At 72.3% G+C, this 15,859-nt stretch carries 12 protein-coding genes and 1 pseudogene; 2 read left to right on the top strand and 11 right to left on the bottom strand.

All coding sequences use genetic code 11. The features are described from left to right. Positions 1-136: 136 nt before the first annotated feature. The 4 genes and pseudogenes from KGD84_RS33850 to KGD84_RS24200 form a co-directional block, all read right to left on the bottom strand. A pseudogene (locus KGD84_RS33850) lies at positions 137-1,161 on the bottom strand (amino acid ABC transporter permease). Further along, positions 1,158-1,832, bottom strand: a complete 675-nt coding sequence (locus tag KGD84_RS24210) for an amino acid ABC transporter permease (protein WP_220562672.1) — start codon at positions 1,830-1,832, stop codon at positions 1,158-1,160. The pseudogene KGD84_RS33850 and the gene KGD84_RS24210 overlap by 4 nt, the downstream one beginning before the upstream one ends. A gap of 79 nt (positions 1,833-1,911) precedes the next feature. Continuing rightward, positions 1,912-2,778 (bottom strand): glutamate ABC transporter substrate-binding protein, encoded by an 867-nt coding sequence (locus tag KGD84_RS24205; protein WP_220562671.1) that lies wholly within the window; start codon positions 2,776-2,778, stop codon positions 1,912-1,914. A 61-nt stretch (positions 2,779-2,839) separates the two neighbouring features. Continuing rightward, positions 2,840-3,583, bottom strand: a complete 744-nt coding sequence (locus KGD84_RS24200) for an amino acid ABC transporter ATP-binding protein (protein ID WP_220562670.1) — start codon at positions 3,581-3,583, stop codon at positions 2,840-2,842. Between the two features lie 350 nt (positions 3,584-3,933). Here KGD84_RS24200 and miaB point away from each other — a divergent pair, with 350 nt between their 5' ends. Then, positions 3,934-5,400, top strand: a complete 1,467-nt coding sequence (gene miaB, locus KGD84_RS24195; RefSeq protein ID WP_220565286.1) for a tRNA (N6-isopentenyl adenosine(37)-C2)-methylthiotransferase MiaB — start codon at positions 3,934-3,936, stop codon at positions 5,398-5,400. Positions 5,401-5,575: 175 nt separating this feature from the next. Here miaB and KGD84_RS24190 read toward each other — a convergent pair whose 3' ends face one another. The 3 genes from KGD84_RS24190 to miaA all read right to left on the bottom strand — a co-directional run bounded on the left by KGD84_RS24190 (position 5,576) and on the right by miaA (position 8,829). After that, complete coding sequence (locus KGD84_RS24190; protein WP_220562669.1) at positions 5,576-6,823, bottom strand: cytochrome P450 family protein; 1,248 nt, start codon at positions 6,821-6,823, stop codon at positions 5,576-5,578. Positions 6,824-6,839: 16 nt separating this feature from the next. Next, the gene (locus KGD84_RS24185) at positions 6,840-7,577 is read right to left on the bottom strand and encodes a TetR/AcrR family transcriptional regulator (RefSeq protein ID WP_277615490.1); all 738 of its coding nucleotides are present in this window, start codon (positions 7,575-7,577) and stop codon (positions 6,840-6,842) included. A gap of 262 nt (positions 7,578-7,839) precedes the next feature. Next, on the bottom strand, positions 7,840-8,829 hold the full coding sequence (gene miaA, locus KGD84_RS24180) for a tRNA (adenosine(37)-N6)-dimethylallyltransferase MiaA (RefSeq protein WP_220562667.1): 990 nt from the start codon (positions 8,827-8,829) through the stop codon (positions 7,840-7,842). Between the two features lie 60 nt (positions 8,830-8,889). Between miaA and dapF the strand changes: the two genes are divergently transcribed. After that, a complete protein-coding gene (gene dapF, locus KGD84_RS24175) occupies positions 8,890-9,705 on the top strand; it encodes a diaminopimelate epimerase (protein ID WP_220562666.1) in 816 nt (271 codons plus the stop codon). A gap of 6 nt (positions 9,706-9,711) precedes the next feature. Here the strand turns inward: dapF and KGD84_RS24170 are convergent, their stop codons facing one another. The 4 genes from KGD84_RS24170 to aceB form a co-directional block, all read right to left on the bottom strand. Then, complete coding sequence (locus tag KGD84_RS24170; RefSeq protein ID WP_220562665.1) at positions 9,712-11,034, bottom strand: (Fe-S)-binding protein; 1,323 nt, start codon at positions 11,032-11,034, stop codon at positions 9,712-9,714. Beyond that, positions 11,031-12,275: an FAD-binding oxidoreductase gene (locus tag KGD84_RS24165; protein WP_220562664.1), complete on the bottom strand. Its 1,245-nt coding sequence runs from the start codon at positions 12,273-12,275 to the stop codon at positions 11,031-11,033. Before KGD84_RS24165 ends, KGD84_RS24170 begins: the two co-directional genes overlap by 4 nt. 14 nt (positions 12,276-12,289) lie before the next feature. Beyond that, positions 12,290-13,774: an FAD-linked oxidase C-terminal domain-containing protein gene (locus KGD84_RS24160; RefSeq protein WP_220562663.1), complete on the bottom strand. Its 1,485-nt coding sequence runs from the start codon at positions 13,772-13,774 to the stop codon at positions 12,290-12,292. Positions 13,775-14,036: 262 nt separating this feature from the next. After that, the gene (gene aceB, locus KGD84_RS24155) at positions 14,037-15,641 is read right to left on the bottom strand and encodes a malate synthase A (protein WP_220562662.1); all 1,605 of its coding nucleotides are present in this window, start codon (positions 15,639-15,641) and stop codon (positions 14,037-14,039) included. Positions 15,642-15,859: the final 218 nt, after the last annotated feature.

The following is a 15,859-nucleotide window of genomic DNA, read 5'->3' as shown; positions in this document are numbered from 1 at the left end:
TAGTCCTCGCGGGGCCGCGTGTGCAGTCCCGCCGGATCCCGTATCCGTCTTGTGAGGGTCCGCCCGACCCGCCGGGGCGGGAACGCCGACGGCCCCGTCCACGGGGTGGACGGGGCCGTCGAACGGGTGCCGGGGACTAGGGCTTCTCGGGCCCAGCCGTGCCGTCGGGCCCCTCGGCGGGGCCCTCCGCGGCGGCCGCACCGGCGGCCGTCCCGGTGGCGTCGACCGCGGTCGGGGCGCCGCCGGCGCGGTGGGCCGGGCCGAGGCCCGGCCGCGCCGGGCGTTGCGGCGCTCCAGCCAGATCGCCAGCCGGCTCAGGGCGATGTTGATGATGATGTAGATGATCGCGCAGATGATCGCCGCCGGGATCACGTTGCTCTCCCGGGTCGCCAGCAGCGTGAAGCTGCGCAGCAGCTCCGGGAAGGCGACGATGTAGCCGAGCGCGGAGTCCTTGAGCAGGACCACCAGCTGGGCGACGATCGCCGGCATCATCGACGTGATCGCCTGCGGGATCAGGATCTGCCACATCGTCTGCGTCCGGGTCATGCCGATGGCCTGGGCGGCCTCGGACTGGCCCTTGGGCACCGCCAGGATGCCCGCCCGGAACACCTCCGCCAGCACCGACCCGTTGTACAGGGTCAGGCCGGTGACGACCGCGGCCAGCGCGGTCACCTGGAAGGTGCCGGTCGGGATGTTGAACACCTGCCAGGCGACGATCGGCAGCGCCATGGTGAAGAAGATCAGCATCAGCAGCGGGATGCCGCGGAAGAACTCCACGACGGCCCCGGCGGGGATGCGGATCCAGGCGTGCTCGGACATCCGGCCGATACCGAAGACCAGGCCGAACACGACGGCCAGCACCGACGCGGTCAGTGCCGCGGTCAGGGTGTTCTGCAGACCGGGGATGACGTAGCCGGTCCACGTGTCGGGCCGCAGGAACGGCTCCCACATGTCGGCCGCCCACTGGCCGTCCGGGTTGACCGCCCAGGTGGCCGCCGAGAACAGCGGCCCCTCCCGGTCGGTCAGGGTCCGGTTGAACCCCAGGTACAGGACGGCCAGGCCGACCAGGGCCAGGAGCACGGTCAGGACCGTGTAGAGGACGTTGCGCCGCCGTGCGCGGGGGCCGGGGGCGTCGAAGAGGACCGAGGTCTGGGCGCTCATCGGACCACCGCCACGCGCTTGGACAGCCAGCCGAAGAAGTAACCCGTCGGCAGGGTCAGGATCAGGAAGCCGATCGCGAACCCGACGAAGGTCGGCAGGACCGGCGCGATGCCCTGGTCGAACATGAGCTTCATCTGCCGGGACGCCTCCTGGACGCCCAGCCCCGCGACGGAGGCGACGGTCGTGTTCTTGGTGAGCGCGATGAGCACACTGCCCAGCGGGCCCACGACGGTGCGCAGTGCCTGGGGGATGACGATCAGGCGGAGGTTCTGGGTGAAGGTCAGACCCAGGGAACGGGCTGCTTCGACCTGTCCGAGCGGGATGGTGTTGATACCCGACCGCAGGGATTCGGAGACGAAGCAGGAGGTGTAGGCGGACAGTCCGATGACCGCCCACCAGAACACGTCAAGGGCGACGGTGTCGCTGAAGCTCAGCCCCAGGGCGCTGTTGAGGCCCAGGCCGCAGAAGAGCAGCACCAGGGTCAACGGTGTGTTCCGGACACCCTCCACGTAGGCGGTGGACAGGCCGCGCAGCAGCGGGACGGGGGAGACCCGCATCGCGGTGAGCAGGATGCCCAGGATGAACGAGAACAGGGCGCTGAGGAGGGTGAGCCGGACGGTCCATGAGAAACCGTCGACAACCCTGTCGATATTGCTGAGAAAGGCTTCCATGGGTCCCAGCCGGTCAAGGGCCGGGAGGTGGCGCCGGGACGTCCCGGCCCCACCTCCCGGACGGGGTCAGATGGCGGACTTACTCGCAGGTGTCGAGCGCGGGCTGGGTCTCCTCGAAGGCGAAGTCGGTCTCACCGAAGGCCGTCTCCAGGTACTCGGTGGCCGCGCCCTCCTCCCACATCTTGGTGATGGCCGCGTTGACCTGCTCGCAGAGGTCGGTGGAGCCCTCGGGCATTCCGACGCCGTACTTCTCCTCGCCGAACGGGTTGTTGACCATCCGGTACTCGCCCGGGTTCTGGGCGGCGAAGCCCGCGAGGATGGTGTTGTCGGTGGTCACCGCGTCGACGGTGCCGTTGCCGAGCAGCTCCAGGCACTCGGAGTAGTTGCCGGCCTCGCGCAGCTGGGCGTCGACGCCCAGGCCGCCGTCCTCCTCGGAGTCGACGATGTTGTTGGCCGAGCGGGAGCCGGAGGCCGAGCACAGGGTCTTGCCCTCGAGGTCCTCGGGGCCGTTGATGTCGGTGTTGTCGGCCTGGGTCAGGATGTCCTGCTGGGCGATGTAGTACGGGCCGCCGAAGTCCACGACCTGGCGGCGCTCGTCGGTGATCGAGTAGGTGGCGAAGATCAGGTCGACGGTGCCCTGCTGGAGGAAGGACTCGCGGTTGGCGGAGGCGGCCTCGGTCCACTCGATCTGGTCCGGGGTGTAGCCGAGCTCGCCGGCGACGTAGGTGGCGACGTCCACGTCGAAGCCGACGGGGGTGCCGCCCTCGTCCAGGCCCAGGCCCGGCTGGTCGTACTTGACGCCGATGGTGATGGTGTCGCCACCGCCGTTGCCCTCGCCGCCGCCTTCGCCGCCCTCGCCGCCGACCTCGGCGGTGCCACAGGCGGTGAGGGCGAGCGCCAGGGCCGCGGCGCTGCCCAGAGCGGTGCTGATGCGACGGACTCGCATTGGGGATACCTCTTCCTTGAGATGCGTGCGAAGCTCATGGCCCGGTGGGCCGGGGGGACTGCTAGTGGGTCAGGATCTTCGAGAGGAAGTCCTGGGCCCGCTCCGACTGCGGGTTGGTGAAGAACTCGTCGGGCGTGTTCTCCTCGACGATCTCGCCGTCGGCCATGAACACGACCCGGTTGGCGGCGCGGCGGGCGAATCCCATCTCGTGGGTGACCACGACCATGGTCATGCCCTCGCTCGCGAGGTCGGTCATGACGTCGAGGACCTCCTGGACCATCTCCGGGTCCAGGGCGGAGGTCGGCTCGTCGAAGAGGATGACCTTCGGATTCATCGCCAGGGCACGGGCGATGGCCACGCGCTGCTGCTGTCCGCCGGACAGCTGCGCCGGGTACTTGTGGGCCTGGTTGCCGATACGGACCCGCTCCAGCAGTTCCATGCCGCGGGCCTCGGCCTCGCCCTTGGGCTTGCGCAGCACCTTCATGGGTCCCAGCGTCACGTTCTGCAACACGGTCTTGTGCGCGAACAGGTTGAAGGACTGGAACACCATGCCCACGTCGCTGCGCAGGCGCGCGAGCGCGCGGCCCTCGGCCGGGAGCGGCTGTTCGTCGAGGGTGATCACGCCGGAGTCGATCGTCTCCAGGCGGTTGATCGTGCGGCACAGTGTCGACTTGCCGGAACCGGACGGCCCGATGACGACTACCACCTCGCCGGAGTTAACCGTCAGATTGATGTCGCGGAGCACGTGCAGGTCGCCGAAGTGCTTGTTGACGTTCTCCAGCACGACGAGAGGAGTTGAGGTCATGGTCGGAACCTAGTGGGTCGATGTTGCGGTGTCATCACTAAAAACGTGGGCCGCAAACGGAGTGGCTGAGTTGTTACGGCGTGATCGATGAAACCGTTATGCGGACGGAGCGTAGGTACGCGTTTCGTCACTCACTGTACTGGAATCGTTTCCAGCCGTTCTGGAGGCCGCATTGTTCGGTCACCAGAAGACAGCACCTTTCTCGCAGTTCATGTGTCCGATATCCGTTCGACAGGTCACTAAACCGGTTCCGGGGTGCGGGGTGCGGAGAGTGACCCCCTCCGCGGCGGCCTTGGGCGGTCCGCGACACCGGATAGCCTGAGGACGTGAGCCAGAGTCGTACCTACCAAGTGCGGACCTACGGCTGCCAGATGAACGTCCACGACTCCGAGCGCCTCTCCGGTCTGCTGGAGGACGCTGGGTACGCGCGCGCAGCCGAGGACACCACCGCGGACATCGTCGTCTTCAACACCTGTGCGGTCCGGGAGAACGCGGACAACCGCCTGTACGGCAACCTCGGGCACCTGCGCCCGGTCAAGGACGCCAACCCCGGCATGCAGATCGCCGTGGGCGGCTGCCTGGCGCAGAAGGACCGCGGTGAGATCGTCCGGCGCGCCCCCTGGGTCGACGTCGTGTTCGGCACCCACAACATCGGTTCCCTGCCGGCCCTGCTGGAGCGCGCCCGCGTCCAGAAGGAGGCGCAGGTCGAGATCGCGGAGTCGCTGGAGCACTTCCCCTCCACGCTGCCCAGCCGCCGCGAGTCGGCGTACGCGGCGTGGGTGTCGATCTCGGTCGGGTGCAACAACACCTGCACCTTCTGCATCGTCCCGGCGCTGCGCGGCAAGGAGCAGGACCGCCGCCCCGGCGACATCCTCGCCGAGGTGCGGGCCCTGGTCGCCGAGGGCGTCAGCGAGATCACCCTGCTCGGCCAGAACGTCAACGCCTACGGCAGCGGCTTCGGCGACCGGCAGGCGTTCTCCAAGCTGCTGCGCGCCTGCGGTGAGATCGAGGGGCTGGAGCGGGTCCGCTTCACCTCCCCGCACCCGCGCGACTTCACCGACGACGTCATCGAGGCGATGGCGCAGACCCCCAACGTGATGCCGCAGCTGCACATGCCGCTGCAGTCGGGGTCCAGCCGCGTCCTCAAGGCGATGCGCCGCTCCTACCGCCAGGAGCGCTTCCTGGGCATCGTGGAGAAGGTGCGCGAGGCCATGCCGCAGGCAGCCATCACCACCGACATCATCGTGGGCTTCCCCGGCGAGACCGAGGAGGACTTCGAGGAGACGCTGCACGTGGTCCGCGAGGCCCGCTTCGCGGCCGCGTTCACGTTCCAGTACTCCAAGCGCCCCGGCACCCCCGCCGCCACCATGGACGGCCAGGTGCCGCCGGAGGTCGTCAAGGAGCGCTACCAGAGGCTGGTCGACCTCCAGGAGCAGATCTCCTGGGAGGAGAACAAGAAGCTGGTCGGCACCGAGGTCGAGCTGCTGGTCGCCGAGGGCGAGGGCCGCAAGGACGGCGAGCGCCGCCGCCTGTCCGGCCGCGCCCCCGACAACCGCCTCGTGCACTTCGCCGTGGGCGACGCCGAGGAGCCCCGGCCCGGCGACGTGGTGACCGTCGAGGTCACCTACGCCGCGCCGCACCACCTGGTGTCCGACTCCGGGGTGCGCGACCTGCGCCGCACCCGCGCCGGGGACGCCTGGGCCGCCCGCAACGGCGAGCCCGTCGCGGACCGCAGGCCCGAGGTCCTGCTGGGCATGCCGCGCGTCGGCAGGCCCGCCGAGCAGCCCGCCCCCGTCGGCGGCTGCGACCTCGTCTGACCCGAGGAGTGGAACGGCCCCGGTGCGCGAGCACCGGGGCCGTCGCCGTCCCCGGACCGGTCGGCCCCGGGGCTCGGCCTCCAGGTCTGCGAAGTCCATCGGCAGGCCGGGCGCCCCGTAGGTCGTTGGGCCGGGGGTGCGGGCCGGGGCGTGGCGCCGCCCCGGCCCGCACGTCCTAGAGCAGCACGTACAGGTCCTCGAACCGCACGAACGCCAGGTTGGGCTGGCGCACCGGCGGGCGCGCGGGGTCCAGCGCCAGCCCGGGGAAGGCGGCCAGCAGCGCGGCGAGCGCCTCCTGCCCCTCCGCCCGGGCCAGCGCCGCGCCCAGGCAGTAGTGGAGCCCGTGCCCGAAGGCCAGGTGCGCCTCGCCGGGCTCGCCCCGGTGCCGGGTGATGTCGAACCGCTCCGGCTCGGGGTGCACCCGGGGGTCGCGGTTGGCCCCCGCGGCCATGGCGATCACGGCGGTGCCCGCCGGGATGGTCGTGGTGGACAGCTCGACGTCCTCGGTGGCGAACCGCGGCCGGGTCTGGAACACCGGGCCGCACCAGCGCAGCATCTCGTGGACCGCCGACGGCATCAGGCCGGGGTCCTCCCGCAGCGCGGCCAGCTGGTCGGGGTGGGTGAGCAGGGCGTGGGTCCCGTTGGCGATGAGGTTGGCGGTGGTCTCGTGACCGGCGACGACCAGGGTGATGATCATCGTGATCAGCTCCTCCTCCGAGAGCCGGTCGCCGTCCTCGTCGCGGACCCGGACCAGGTCGCCGAGCAGGTCGTCGTACTCGTGCTCGCGGTGCAGCGCGATGAGGCGCCGGGAGGCGTCCACCAGGGAGCCGACCGTCCCGTTCATCTCCTCCAGGTCGGAGAACTTGAACGAGGTGAGGGTGTGCCCCCACTCCCGCCAGGGCGCCCGCTCCTCCTCGGGCACCCCGAGCAGGTCGCAGATGACGGCGATCGGCAGCGGGTAGGTGAAGTGGTCGACCAGGTCCACGGACGCGCCCTCGGCGCGGTCGGGCAGGCCGGCGATGAGCTTCTCGGCGATGGCGCGGATGCGCGGGCGCATCGCCTCGATCCGGCGCACGGTGAAGGTGCGCGAGACCAGCTTGCGCAGCCGGACGTGGTCGACCCCGTCCTTGTCCAGCAGGCCCTCGCTGATGTGGGTGATCAGTTCGGGCCGCATGCCCATGGCCAGCAGCAGTTCCGGCCGGGACGGCACCGTCCGCTCGCCGGGCAGGTTCTCGGCGTTGACCACGAACCGGCGGTCGCTCAGGATGGTGCGGGCGTCGGCGTCGTCCACGACCAGCCGCATCTCCATGCCGCCCATGGTGGCGCGGGCCCGCGGTCCGGCGGCGCGGACGCGCTCCAGCAGTTCGACGTGGTCGAGGTCGGCCGGCGGGGCCGTCAGTTCGAACAGGGTCTGAGTGCTCATGTGCCCTCCCGGGCGTTCACTCGGTGGATGGGAGGTACTCCTCCAGCGCCTTGCGCGCCCACCCCATGAGCCCCTCGAACAGGGCGAGGACCTCGGGGCGGGCGGCGAGCAGCGCGTCGGGGTCGGCGTCCTCCTCCAGGCTCCGCCGCACGGACTCGCCGAGGATGTCGGCGCGCACCCGCGCTTCGGGGACCGGGTAGGACTGCCGGGACAGCAGGGGCGGTGCGACCAGCCCGCCCAGGACGGACGAGACGAACAGGTAGTTCTGCTCCTCGACCGGTCGGTCGGTGCGCAGCAGGCCGTGCCCGCGCAGGACCGTGAAGTACTCCTGCATCACGCGGGCCCGCAGGCCGATCAGCCCGCTCTGGGTGGTGCCGACCGTTTCGACGATGCCGCCCAGGGTCTGCGGGTCGCGGGCGAGGATGGCCTTGACCAGCGGGGTCTCGTGCTGTGTCAGGTAGATCCAGCGGGCGGTGGCCCCCGGCATGATCGCCGCGGGGTCGGTTCTCATGGCCTCGATGAGCCGGGTGCCGACCTCCAGCTGGACCCGGACCACGACCAGCCCGAACAGCACCTCCTTGGTGGGGAAGTGCAGGTAGACCGTGCCCTTGCCGACACCCGCCCGGCGGGCCACGTCCTCCATGGTGATTTTGCCGTAGCCCAGCGAGAGGAGTAGTTCGCCCGCGGCGTCGAGGATGCGCACCGCTCGGCGGGCGCGTTCGGCGTCGCGGGGGGTTCCTGCGGTCGTGACCACTGTCGCTCCTGTGGCTCGGGGAATGTCGGGAGACCTGTCGGCCCATGCCCTCATGTTCCCGCACCCCCGATCCGTGGTCGCGCGATCCGTGACCGCGTGACCAGATTTCAAATCTGGTCACGCAGTCAAAAATAGGCCGTCGCGGTGCCCCTGGCAAGCCCCCGTCCCGGCGGGAGGGGCGCGGGAGGCGAGGGGGGAGGAAGGGGCGGAAAAGAAAGCGGGGGCGTGCCTTCGGGCACGCCCCCAGGTGTTCCGGTCGCGGTTACAGGTTCCGCGGGACCATCGTCGCGATGTCCACCAGCGCCTCGCCGGGCTCGTCGCCGGTCGCCGACAGTGCCGTGTCCACCTGGTGCAGCGCCCGCTCCACCAGGTCGGGCGCGTCGTAGGACAGCCAGCGCACCCGCGGGTCGCGGCGGAACCACGACTCCTGCCGCCGGGCGAACCGGCGGGTGGCCTGGGCGGTCGCCGCCCGCGCCTCCTCCTCCGACAGCTCCCCGTCCAGCTGCGCCAGCGCCTGGGCGTACCCCAGCGCCTTGGACGCGGTGCGGCCCTCGCGCAGCCCCAGACGGTCCAGCTCGCGGACCTCGTCGACCAGGCCCTGCTCCCACATGCGGTCCACCCGCAGGTCGATACGGGGGTCCAGGTCCGGGCGCGGGGAGGTCAGACCGATCTGCGTGCACGGGTAGAACGACGCGTGGTCGGGCATGGTCGCGGTGAACGGCCGCCCGGTCAGCTCGATGACCTCCAGCGCCCGCACGATCCGGCGCCCGTTGCCGGGCAGGATCGCCCGCGCCGCCGCCGGGTCGGCCTCGGCCAGCCGGGCGTGCAGCACCCCCGGCCCCACCTCGGCCAGCTCCGCCTCCAGCCGGCCGCGCACCTGCGGGTCGGTGCCGGGGAACTCCAGGTGGTCCAGGACCGCCCGCACGTACAGCCCGGAGCCGCCCACCAGGATCGGCAGGACGTCCCGGTCGGCGCAGTCCTCCACCAGCTCGCGCGCCAGCGTCTGGTAGCTGGCGACGTCCGCGGGCTCGGTGACGTCCCAGATGTCGAGCAGGTGGTGGGGCACGCCCCGCCGCTCCTCCCATCGGAGCTTGGCGGTGCCGATGTCCATCCCCCGGTACAGCTGCATGGAGTCGGCGTTGATCACCTCGCCGCGGCGCCCCGTGCGCTCCTCCAAGCGCAGGGCCAGCTCCACTGCCAGGTCGGACTTGCCCACGGCGGTCGGACCCACGACCGCGATCACCTTGATCATCCCCCCAGCCTAAGCGGCCCGTGGGCGTCGCCGGGCACGTGCGGGCACTACGCTGGGCGCATGCGATTCGCCAAGGGCCACGGAACCGAGAACGACTTCGTGATCCTCCCCGACCCCGACGGGGAGCTCCGCCTCACGGAGGCGGACGTCCGCCTGCTGTGCGACCGGCGCGCCGGGATCGGCGGCGACGGCATCCTGCGCGTGGTGCGCACCCGGCTCCTGGGCGAGGCGCTCGCCCCGTCCGCCCGGACCGCCGAGCGCACCGAGTGGTTCATGGACTACCGCAACGCCGACGGCAGCATCGCCGAGATGTGCGGCAACGGGGTGCGGGTGTTCGCCCGCTACCTGCGCCACGCCGGGCTCGTGGACGCGGACCGGTTCGAGGTCGGCACCCGCGACGGGGCCAAGGAGGTCACCGTCGAGGCGAACGGCGACATCACCATAGACATGGGCCGCGTGGAGCGGCTGGGCACCTCCGCGGCCCGGCTGGCCGACCGCACGGTGGAGGGCGTCCGCATCTCCGTGGGCAACCCGCACCTGGCCTGCGAGGTGTCCGCGCCGGTCGCCGAGGTGGACCTGCGTACCCTGCCGGCGCTGGACCCCGAGGCGTTCCCCGCCGGGGCCAACGTCGAGGTGTACAACGAGGAGGCCCCGGGCGTGCTGCGGATGCGCGTGTACGAGCGCGGCGCCGGGGAGACCCGCTCCTGCGGCACCGGCATCGTCGCCGCCGCGGCGGCCGCCACCCCGCCCGGGGAGGGCGCCACCTGGCGGGTGCGCGTCCCGGGCGGCGAGTGCACCGTGTTCCTCGACGCCGACGGTGCCCGCCTGCGCGGGCCGGCCGTCATCGTGGCCGAGGGCGAGACCTCCCTGCTCTGACCCGCCTCAGCCGTCTCCCAGCAGGCTCCGCACGGACAGGCCGCGCAGGGAGGCGTCCAGGACCCGGGCGGTGTGCGCCACCGCCATCGGGGTGCCCGCCCTCTCCAGGGCCGAGGCGACCTGCAGCGAGCAGCCGGGGTTGCCCGACACCAGCAGCCGGGCGCCGGTCGAGGCTGCGTCGGCGGCCTTGCGGTCGCCCAGCTCCCGGGCCGGTTCGGGGTTGAAGAGGTTGTAGACGCCCGCCGAGCCGCAGCAGATCTCCCTGTTCGGCAGGTCGGACAGCGTGAGCCCGGGGATGCCCGCCAGCAGCGCGCGCGGCTGGCGGGTCACGCCCTGGCCGTGGGACAGGTGGCAGGCGTCGTGGTAGGCCGCGTGCAGCGGCAGCGGGTGGCGTTCGGCCACCGGCCCCAGGTCCACCAGGAACTCGGTGAGGTCCACGACCTTGGCGGCGAACGCCCGGCCCCGCCGCACCAGGGAGTCGTCGGCCCCGGCCTGGGACAGCACCCGCTCGGCGTGGCGCATCCCCGAGCCGCAGCCCGCCGAGTTCACCACGATCCGCTCCACGCCGGCGCGCTCGAACGCCCCGATCAGCGCTTCCAGGAACCCCGCCGCCTCGGCGCCCCGCCCGGCGTGGCCCGAGAGCGCGCCGCAGCAGCCCTGGTCGCGGGGGACGACCACGTCGCAGCCCTCCAGCGCCAGGATCCGCGCCGTCGCGGTGTTCACGTCGGGGAAGAACGCGTCCTGCACGCAGCCCAGCAGCATCCCCACCCGGGCCCGCGCCCGGCCCACCGCCGGGACCAGTTCGGGGAGGGCGGGCGGCGGGGCCGACAGCGGCGGGGCGACGCGCTCCATGGTGGCCAGCGCGGGGGAGACCCGGTCCAGCAGCCCGGACCGGCGCACCAGCGCGGACGCCCCCGACGCCTGGTAGGCGCGCAGGGGGCCGCGCAGCATGCGCAGCCGCCGCCGGTGGGGGAAGAGCGCGAACACCGCGCCGCGCAGCGCCCGCTCGGGCAGCGGCCTCCGGTGCTCCTCCTCCACCCGGACCCGGGTGCGGTCGATGAGGGCGTCGTAGGCCACCCCCGAGGGGCAGGCGGTCACACAGGCCAGGCAGCCCAGGCAGTTGTCGAAGTGGCCGACGGCGGCCTCGGTGAGCACGTCGTCGTGGGTCTGCGCCATGAGGTGGATGCGCCCGCGCGGGGAGTCCATCTCCTGCCCCCACAGCACGTGGGTGGGGCAGGTGGGCAGGCAGAAGCCGCAGTGCACACAGTCGCCCAGCAGCTCCTCGAAGGGGCGGTCGGCGGCGGGGTCGGGCAGGTCGGTCACGGTCATTCCTCCCTGGGGGTGTGCGGGGCGCCGGTTACGAAGCGCCCGGGTGCCATGCGGTGGCCGGGGTCCATGGCGTCCTTGACCGCGCGCATCACCGCGAGTCCGGGCACCTCGCCCCACAGGTCGATGCCCGCCGCGTGCAGGTGCTCCTCCGCCCGGACGACGGTCGCGGTCCAGCCGGAGTGGGAGCGGAGCCCCTCCAGGAGCACGGTGACGGCGGCCACGGAAGCGCCCGGCGGGACGGCGGTGACCAGCGTCCCGGCCCGCGCCGACCCGGTGGTGCGCACGTCGGTGTCCACGGCCCCGCCCAGCTCGGCGGCGCGGGCCGCGGCCGCGGCGGCCTCCGCCGGGGGCACGGACAGGCGGATCAGGGTGCCCTCGGCCGGCAGCAGGCCCCAGTCGTCGGGGAGCCGGTCGGCCACCCGCACCTCCTCGGCGGGCAGCCCGGGGGCCAGGGACTCCAGCAGCCCGGCGGCACGGGAGTCGACGCCCTCGGGGGTGCCCTCCAGCACGACGCGCAGGCGCGACCGCCCCTCCACGGGCCAGTCGAGTTCCACCGCGGCGGGCACGGCGTGGCTCGCCCGCAGCACGGTGAGGCGGCGTTCGGCGTGGGCGAGGGAGGGCAGCGGCAGCTCCAGCAGCCGCAGCGCCGGGGGCAGGGGGTGCAGGCGGAAGGCGGCGGAGGCGATGACCCCGAGGGTGCCGTACCCGCCGACGTGCAGCTTGGCGAGGTCGTAGCCGGCGACGTTCTTGACCACCCGGCCGCCGCTGCGCGCCATGACCCCGTCCGGGCGCACCACCGTCATGCCGATGACCAGGTCCCGCAGCGCTCCGGTGAGCAGTCGCCGCGGCCCCGACAGGCCGGTGGCCAGCAGCCCGCCCACGGTCCCCCCGGCACGGACCGGGTCGACCGACAGGCGCTGGCCCGCCTTCGCGAGCACCGCCGAGAGCTCGGCCACCGGCGTGCCCGCGCCGACCTCCACCACCAGGTCGCCCGCGTCGTGGTCGATCCGGACCAGCCCTCCGGTGTCCACCAGCAGGTCGGCGGAGGCCGGCCGGCCTCCCCAGTCCAGGGCGGTGCCGCCGCCGCGGACGGCCACCGACCACCCGTTCCGGGCCGCCTCCGCCAGCAGCCCCGCCAGTCCGTCCACGTCCCGCGGGCGCGCCGCGCGCGCCGGGACGACGCCGCACACGGCGTCCTCCGGCCCGCCCGGGCGGACGCCCTCGATCCCCTGCCGCGTCACACCGGTCCCTTCGCTCAGAACTGCTCGGCCCGACCCGACTCCACCAGCGGGTGCACACCCGTGCGCACGCCCGGCCTCTCCCCGCACAGGCGCGGGGTGGGCAGCAGCTTGTACGGGTTGGCGATGCCCTCCGGGTCCAGGGCCCTCCGGAACAGGTCGAAGGTCGCCAGGTCGTCGGGGGAGTACATGCGCGGCATCTTGCACGCCTTGTCCACGCCCACCCCGTGTTCGCCGGTGATGGACCCGCCGTGCTCCACGCACAGGTCGAGGATGGCCCCCGATACCTCCTCGGCGCGTTCGCCCGCCCCGGGTTCGGCGTCGTCGAACAGCACCAGCGGATGCAGGTTGCCGTCCCCGGCGTGGAACACGTTCGCGACCCGGATGCCGCTCTCCTCCGACAGCTCGGTGATGCGGCGCAGCACCTCGGACAGGGCGGTGCGGGGCACCACCCCGTCCTGGACGATGTAGGAGGGGCTGATCCGGCCCACGGCGGCGAACGCCGACTTGCGGCCCTTCCAGATCCGGGCCCGCTCGTCGGCGTCGGCGGCGGTGCGGGTCTCGAACGACCCCGCGGCCGCGCACAGCCGGGTCACCTCGGCGAGCTCGGCCTCCACCTCGGCGGCAGGGCCGTCCAGCTCCACGATGAGCACCGCCGCGGCGCCCGCCGGGTAGTCGCAGGCCACGGCGGCCTCGGCGGCCTCGATCGCCAGGGCGTCCATCATCTCGATCGCCGAGGGCAGCACCCCGGCGGCGATGATGTCGCCGACCGCGCGCCCGCCCGCGTCCATGGAGGTGAACGCCGCCAGCAGGGTGACGGTCCGCTCGGGCAGCCGGGTCAGGCCCACGGTGATCCGGGTGGCGACGCCCAGGGTGCCCTCGGATCCGATGAACGCGCCGATGAGGTCGTGGCCGGGCGCCTCGGAGGCCTTGCCGCCCAGGCGGACCAGGGCGCCGTCGGGGGTGACCACGTCCAGTCCGCGCACGTGGTTGACGGTGAACCCGTACTTGAGGCAGTGCGCGCCCCCGGAGTTCTCGGCGACGTTGCCGCCCACCGAGCACACCTGCTGGCTGGAGGGGTCGGGCGCGTAGTAGTAGCCGTACGGCGCGGCGGCCCGGCTGACGTCGAGGTTGGTCACCCCGGGCTCGACCACGGCGCACTCGTTGTCGGGGTCGACCTCGACGATGCGGCGCATGCGGGAGGTGGTCAGCAGCACGCCCTCGGGGTGGGGGAGCGCGCCACCGGACAGTCCGGTGCCCGCCCCGCGGGGGACGAACGGCACCCCGGTCTCGGCGCACAGCCCCACCACGGCGGCGACCTGCTCGGCGGTGGTGGGCAGCACCACCACACCGGGGACCTCGCGGTGGTGGGTGATGCCGTCGCTGTCGTAGACGCGGCGCCGCGAGGCGTCGGTCAGGACGCCGTCCTCGCCGCAGATCTCCCGCAGGCGGGGGACGAGCGCGGCCACGGCGGCCGGGATCGGGTCGGCGGTGTCGGGCATGGCGCCTCCCGGGCTGTCGGCGCGGGTGCGGTCAGACCTCTGTGTGGACGGCCCCGCGAGGGAAAACTACGGCCGTGTGGCCCGAGACACAAGAGGGGCGTGCGGAATTTCTCTTTCGTTGGGCGGAATGTGCCGTCGGTGAGGTACACGCAGGGGCGGCGGTCCGGAGGGACCGCCGCCCCGTGGGCCGGTGGCCCGGGCCGCCGCGGGGCGGCCTCCCGGTGGGAGGCCGCCGGATGCGGGGCGCGGGGCCCGGTGCGTCCTACGGCATGCGCTCGTAGGCGGGCAGGGTGAGGAAGTCGATGTACTCGTCGGCCAGCGCGACCTCGGAGAACAGCTCCTTGGCCTGCTTGTACAGGCCCTCGTCGAAGGCGGCGCCCTGGGACTCGCGGATGGCCGCCAGCTCCTCGTCGATGATCCGGGTGACCAGCTCGGCGGTGACCTCGGGGCCGTCGTCGAGGGTGATGCCGTTGTGCAGCCACTGCCAGATCTGGGAGCGGGAGATCTCGGCGGTGGCGGCGTCCTCCATGAGGTTGTGGATCGCCACCGCGCCGTTGCCGCCCATCCAGGCCGCCAGGTACTGCAGCGCGACGTTGATGTTGCCCCGCAGGCCCGCCTGCGTGACGCCGCCCGGGGTGCGGTCCACGGCCAGCAGGTCGGCCGCGGTCACCTCGACCTCGGGGCGCTGCCTGTCGATCTGGTTGGGCTTCTCGCCCAGGACGCCGTCGAAGACCTCCATGGCGATCGGCACCAGGTCGGGGTGGGCGACCCAGGAGCCGTCGAAGCCGTCGCCGGACTCGCGGGACTTGTCGTCGCGGACCTTGGCGAAGGCGACCTTGTTGACCTCCTCGTCCCTGCGGGAGGGGATGAACGCGGCCATGCCGCCGATGGCGTGGGCGCCGCGCTTGTGGCAGGTCTTGACCAGCAGCTCGGTGTAGGCGCGCATCATCGGCGCGGTCATGGTGACGGCGTTGCGCTCGGGCAGCACGAAGGCCCGGCCCCGGGTGCGGTGCGTCTTGATGATGCTGAACAGGTAGTCCCAGCGGCCGGCGTTCAGGCCCGCGGAGTGCTCGCGCAGCTCGTAGAGGATCTCCTCCATCTCGAACGCGGCCGGGATGGTCTCGATGAGGCAGGTGGCGCGGATGGTGCCGCGGGGGATGCCGAGGCGCTCCTGGGCCAGGACGAAGATGTCGTTCCAGAGCCGGGCCTCCAGGTGGCTCTGCATCTTGGGCAGGTAGAAGTACGGGCCCTTGCCCTTGTCCAGCTGGCGCTGCGCGCAGTGGAAGAAGTAGAGGGCGAAGTCGACGATGCCGCCGCTGGTGCGCTGGCCGTCGACGAGGATGTGCTTCTCGTCCAGGTGCCAGCCGCGCGGGCGGACCACGATGGTGGCCAGCTCCCCGTCGTCCTTCAGGGCGTAGGTCTTGCCCTGCGGGGAGGTGAAGTCGATGGTGCGGTCCAGGGCGTCGCGCAGGTTGAGCTGCCCCTGGATCATGTTCTCCCACAGCGGGGTGTTGGCGTCCTCGAAGTCGGCGAGCCACACCTTGGCGCCGGAGTTGAGCGCGTTGATGGTCATCTTGCGCTCGGTAGGGCCGGTGATCTCGACGCGGCGGTCGGTGATGCCGGGGGCGGGCGGGGCGACCCGCCAGGAGTCGTCCTCGCGGATGTGCTTCGTCTCGGGGAGGAAGTCGAGGTCGGTACCGGAGGCGACCTGCTCCTCACGGACCCTGCGCGCGGCCAGGAGCTCCTGGCGGCGCTCCTCGAAGGCGCGGTGCAGCTCGGCGACGAGGGCGAGCGCCTCGTCGGTGAGGATCTCGTCGAACCGGTCGTTGAGGGGGCCGGTGATCTCGACCCCGTGGGTGGCGCCCATGGCAAACCTTCCGCAATACGAAACAAGCTTCTGGGATGTGGAAAACGCTACCGTTGTCGATGAGGCGGGGTCAACGCAGCCCCCACCCTGCATGACTACGAAGTTTCGCACAGCGTGAAGCTTGTTGAAAATTCTCTGATAACTTCCGCGGTTCTTGTGTCCAGGCCGATAGAAGGCATTTGAGGACCCCGCGACGGCAGAGTGTCTTCCGCCACGTG

Origin of the sequence: Nocardiopsis changdeensis, assembly GCF_018316655.1 — a bacterium.
Taxonomy (GTDB): Bacteria; Actinomycetota; Actinomycetes; order Streptosporangiales; family Streptosporangiaceae; genus Nocardiopsis; species Nocardiopsis changdeensis.
Note: the sequence above shows the minus strand (reverse complement) of the source record. Positions and strands in the feature narration are given on the sequence as shown.

Bases quoted from the DNA above. Each gene is read 5' to 3' on its own strand.
- KGD84_RS24210 (WP_220562672.1), bottom strand. From the start codon at position 1,832: ATGGAAGCCTTTCTCAGCAATATCGACAGGGTTGTCGACGGTTTCTCA.
- KGD84_RS24205 (WP_220562671.1), bottom strand. From the start codon at position 2,778: ATGCGAGTCCGTCGCATCAGCACCGCTCTGGGCAGCGCCGCGGCCCTG.
- KGD84_RS24200 (WP_220562670.1), bottom strand. From the start codon at position 3,583: ATGACCTCAACTCCTCTCGTCGTGCTGGAGAACGTCAACAAGCACTTC.
- KGD84_RS24190 (WP_220562669.1), bottom strand. From the start codon at position 6,823: ATGAGCACTCAGACCCTGTTCGAACTGACGGCCCCGCCGGCCGACCTC.
- miaA (WP_220562667.1), bottom strand. From the start codon at position 8,829: ATGATCAAGGTGATCGCGGTCGTGGGTCCGACCGCCGTGGGCAAGTCC.
- dapF (WP_220562666.1), top strand. From the start codon at position 8,890: ATGCGATTCGCCAAGGGCCACGGAACCGAGAACGACTTCGTGATCCTC.
- KGD84_RS24170 (WP_220562665.1), bottom strand. From the start codon at position 11,034: ATGACCGTGACCGACCTGCCCGACCCCGCCGCCGACCGCCCCTTCGAG.
- KGD84_RS24160 (WP_220562663.1), bottom strand. From the start codon at position 13,774: ATGCCCGACACCGCCGACCCGATCCCGGCCGCCGTGGCCGCGCTCGTC.
- aceB (WP_220562662.1), bottom strand. From the start codon at position 15,641: ATGGGCGCCACCCACGGGGTCGAGATCACCGGCCCCCTCAACGACCGG.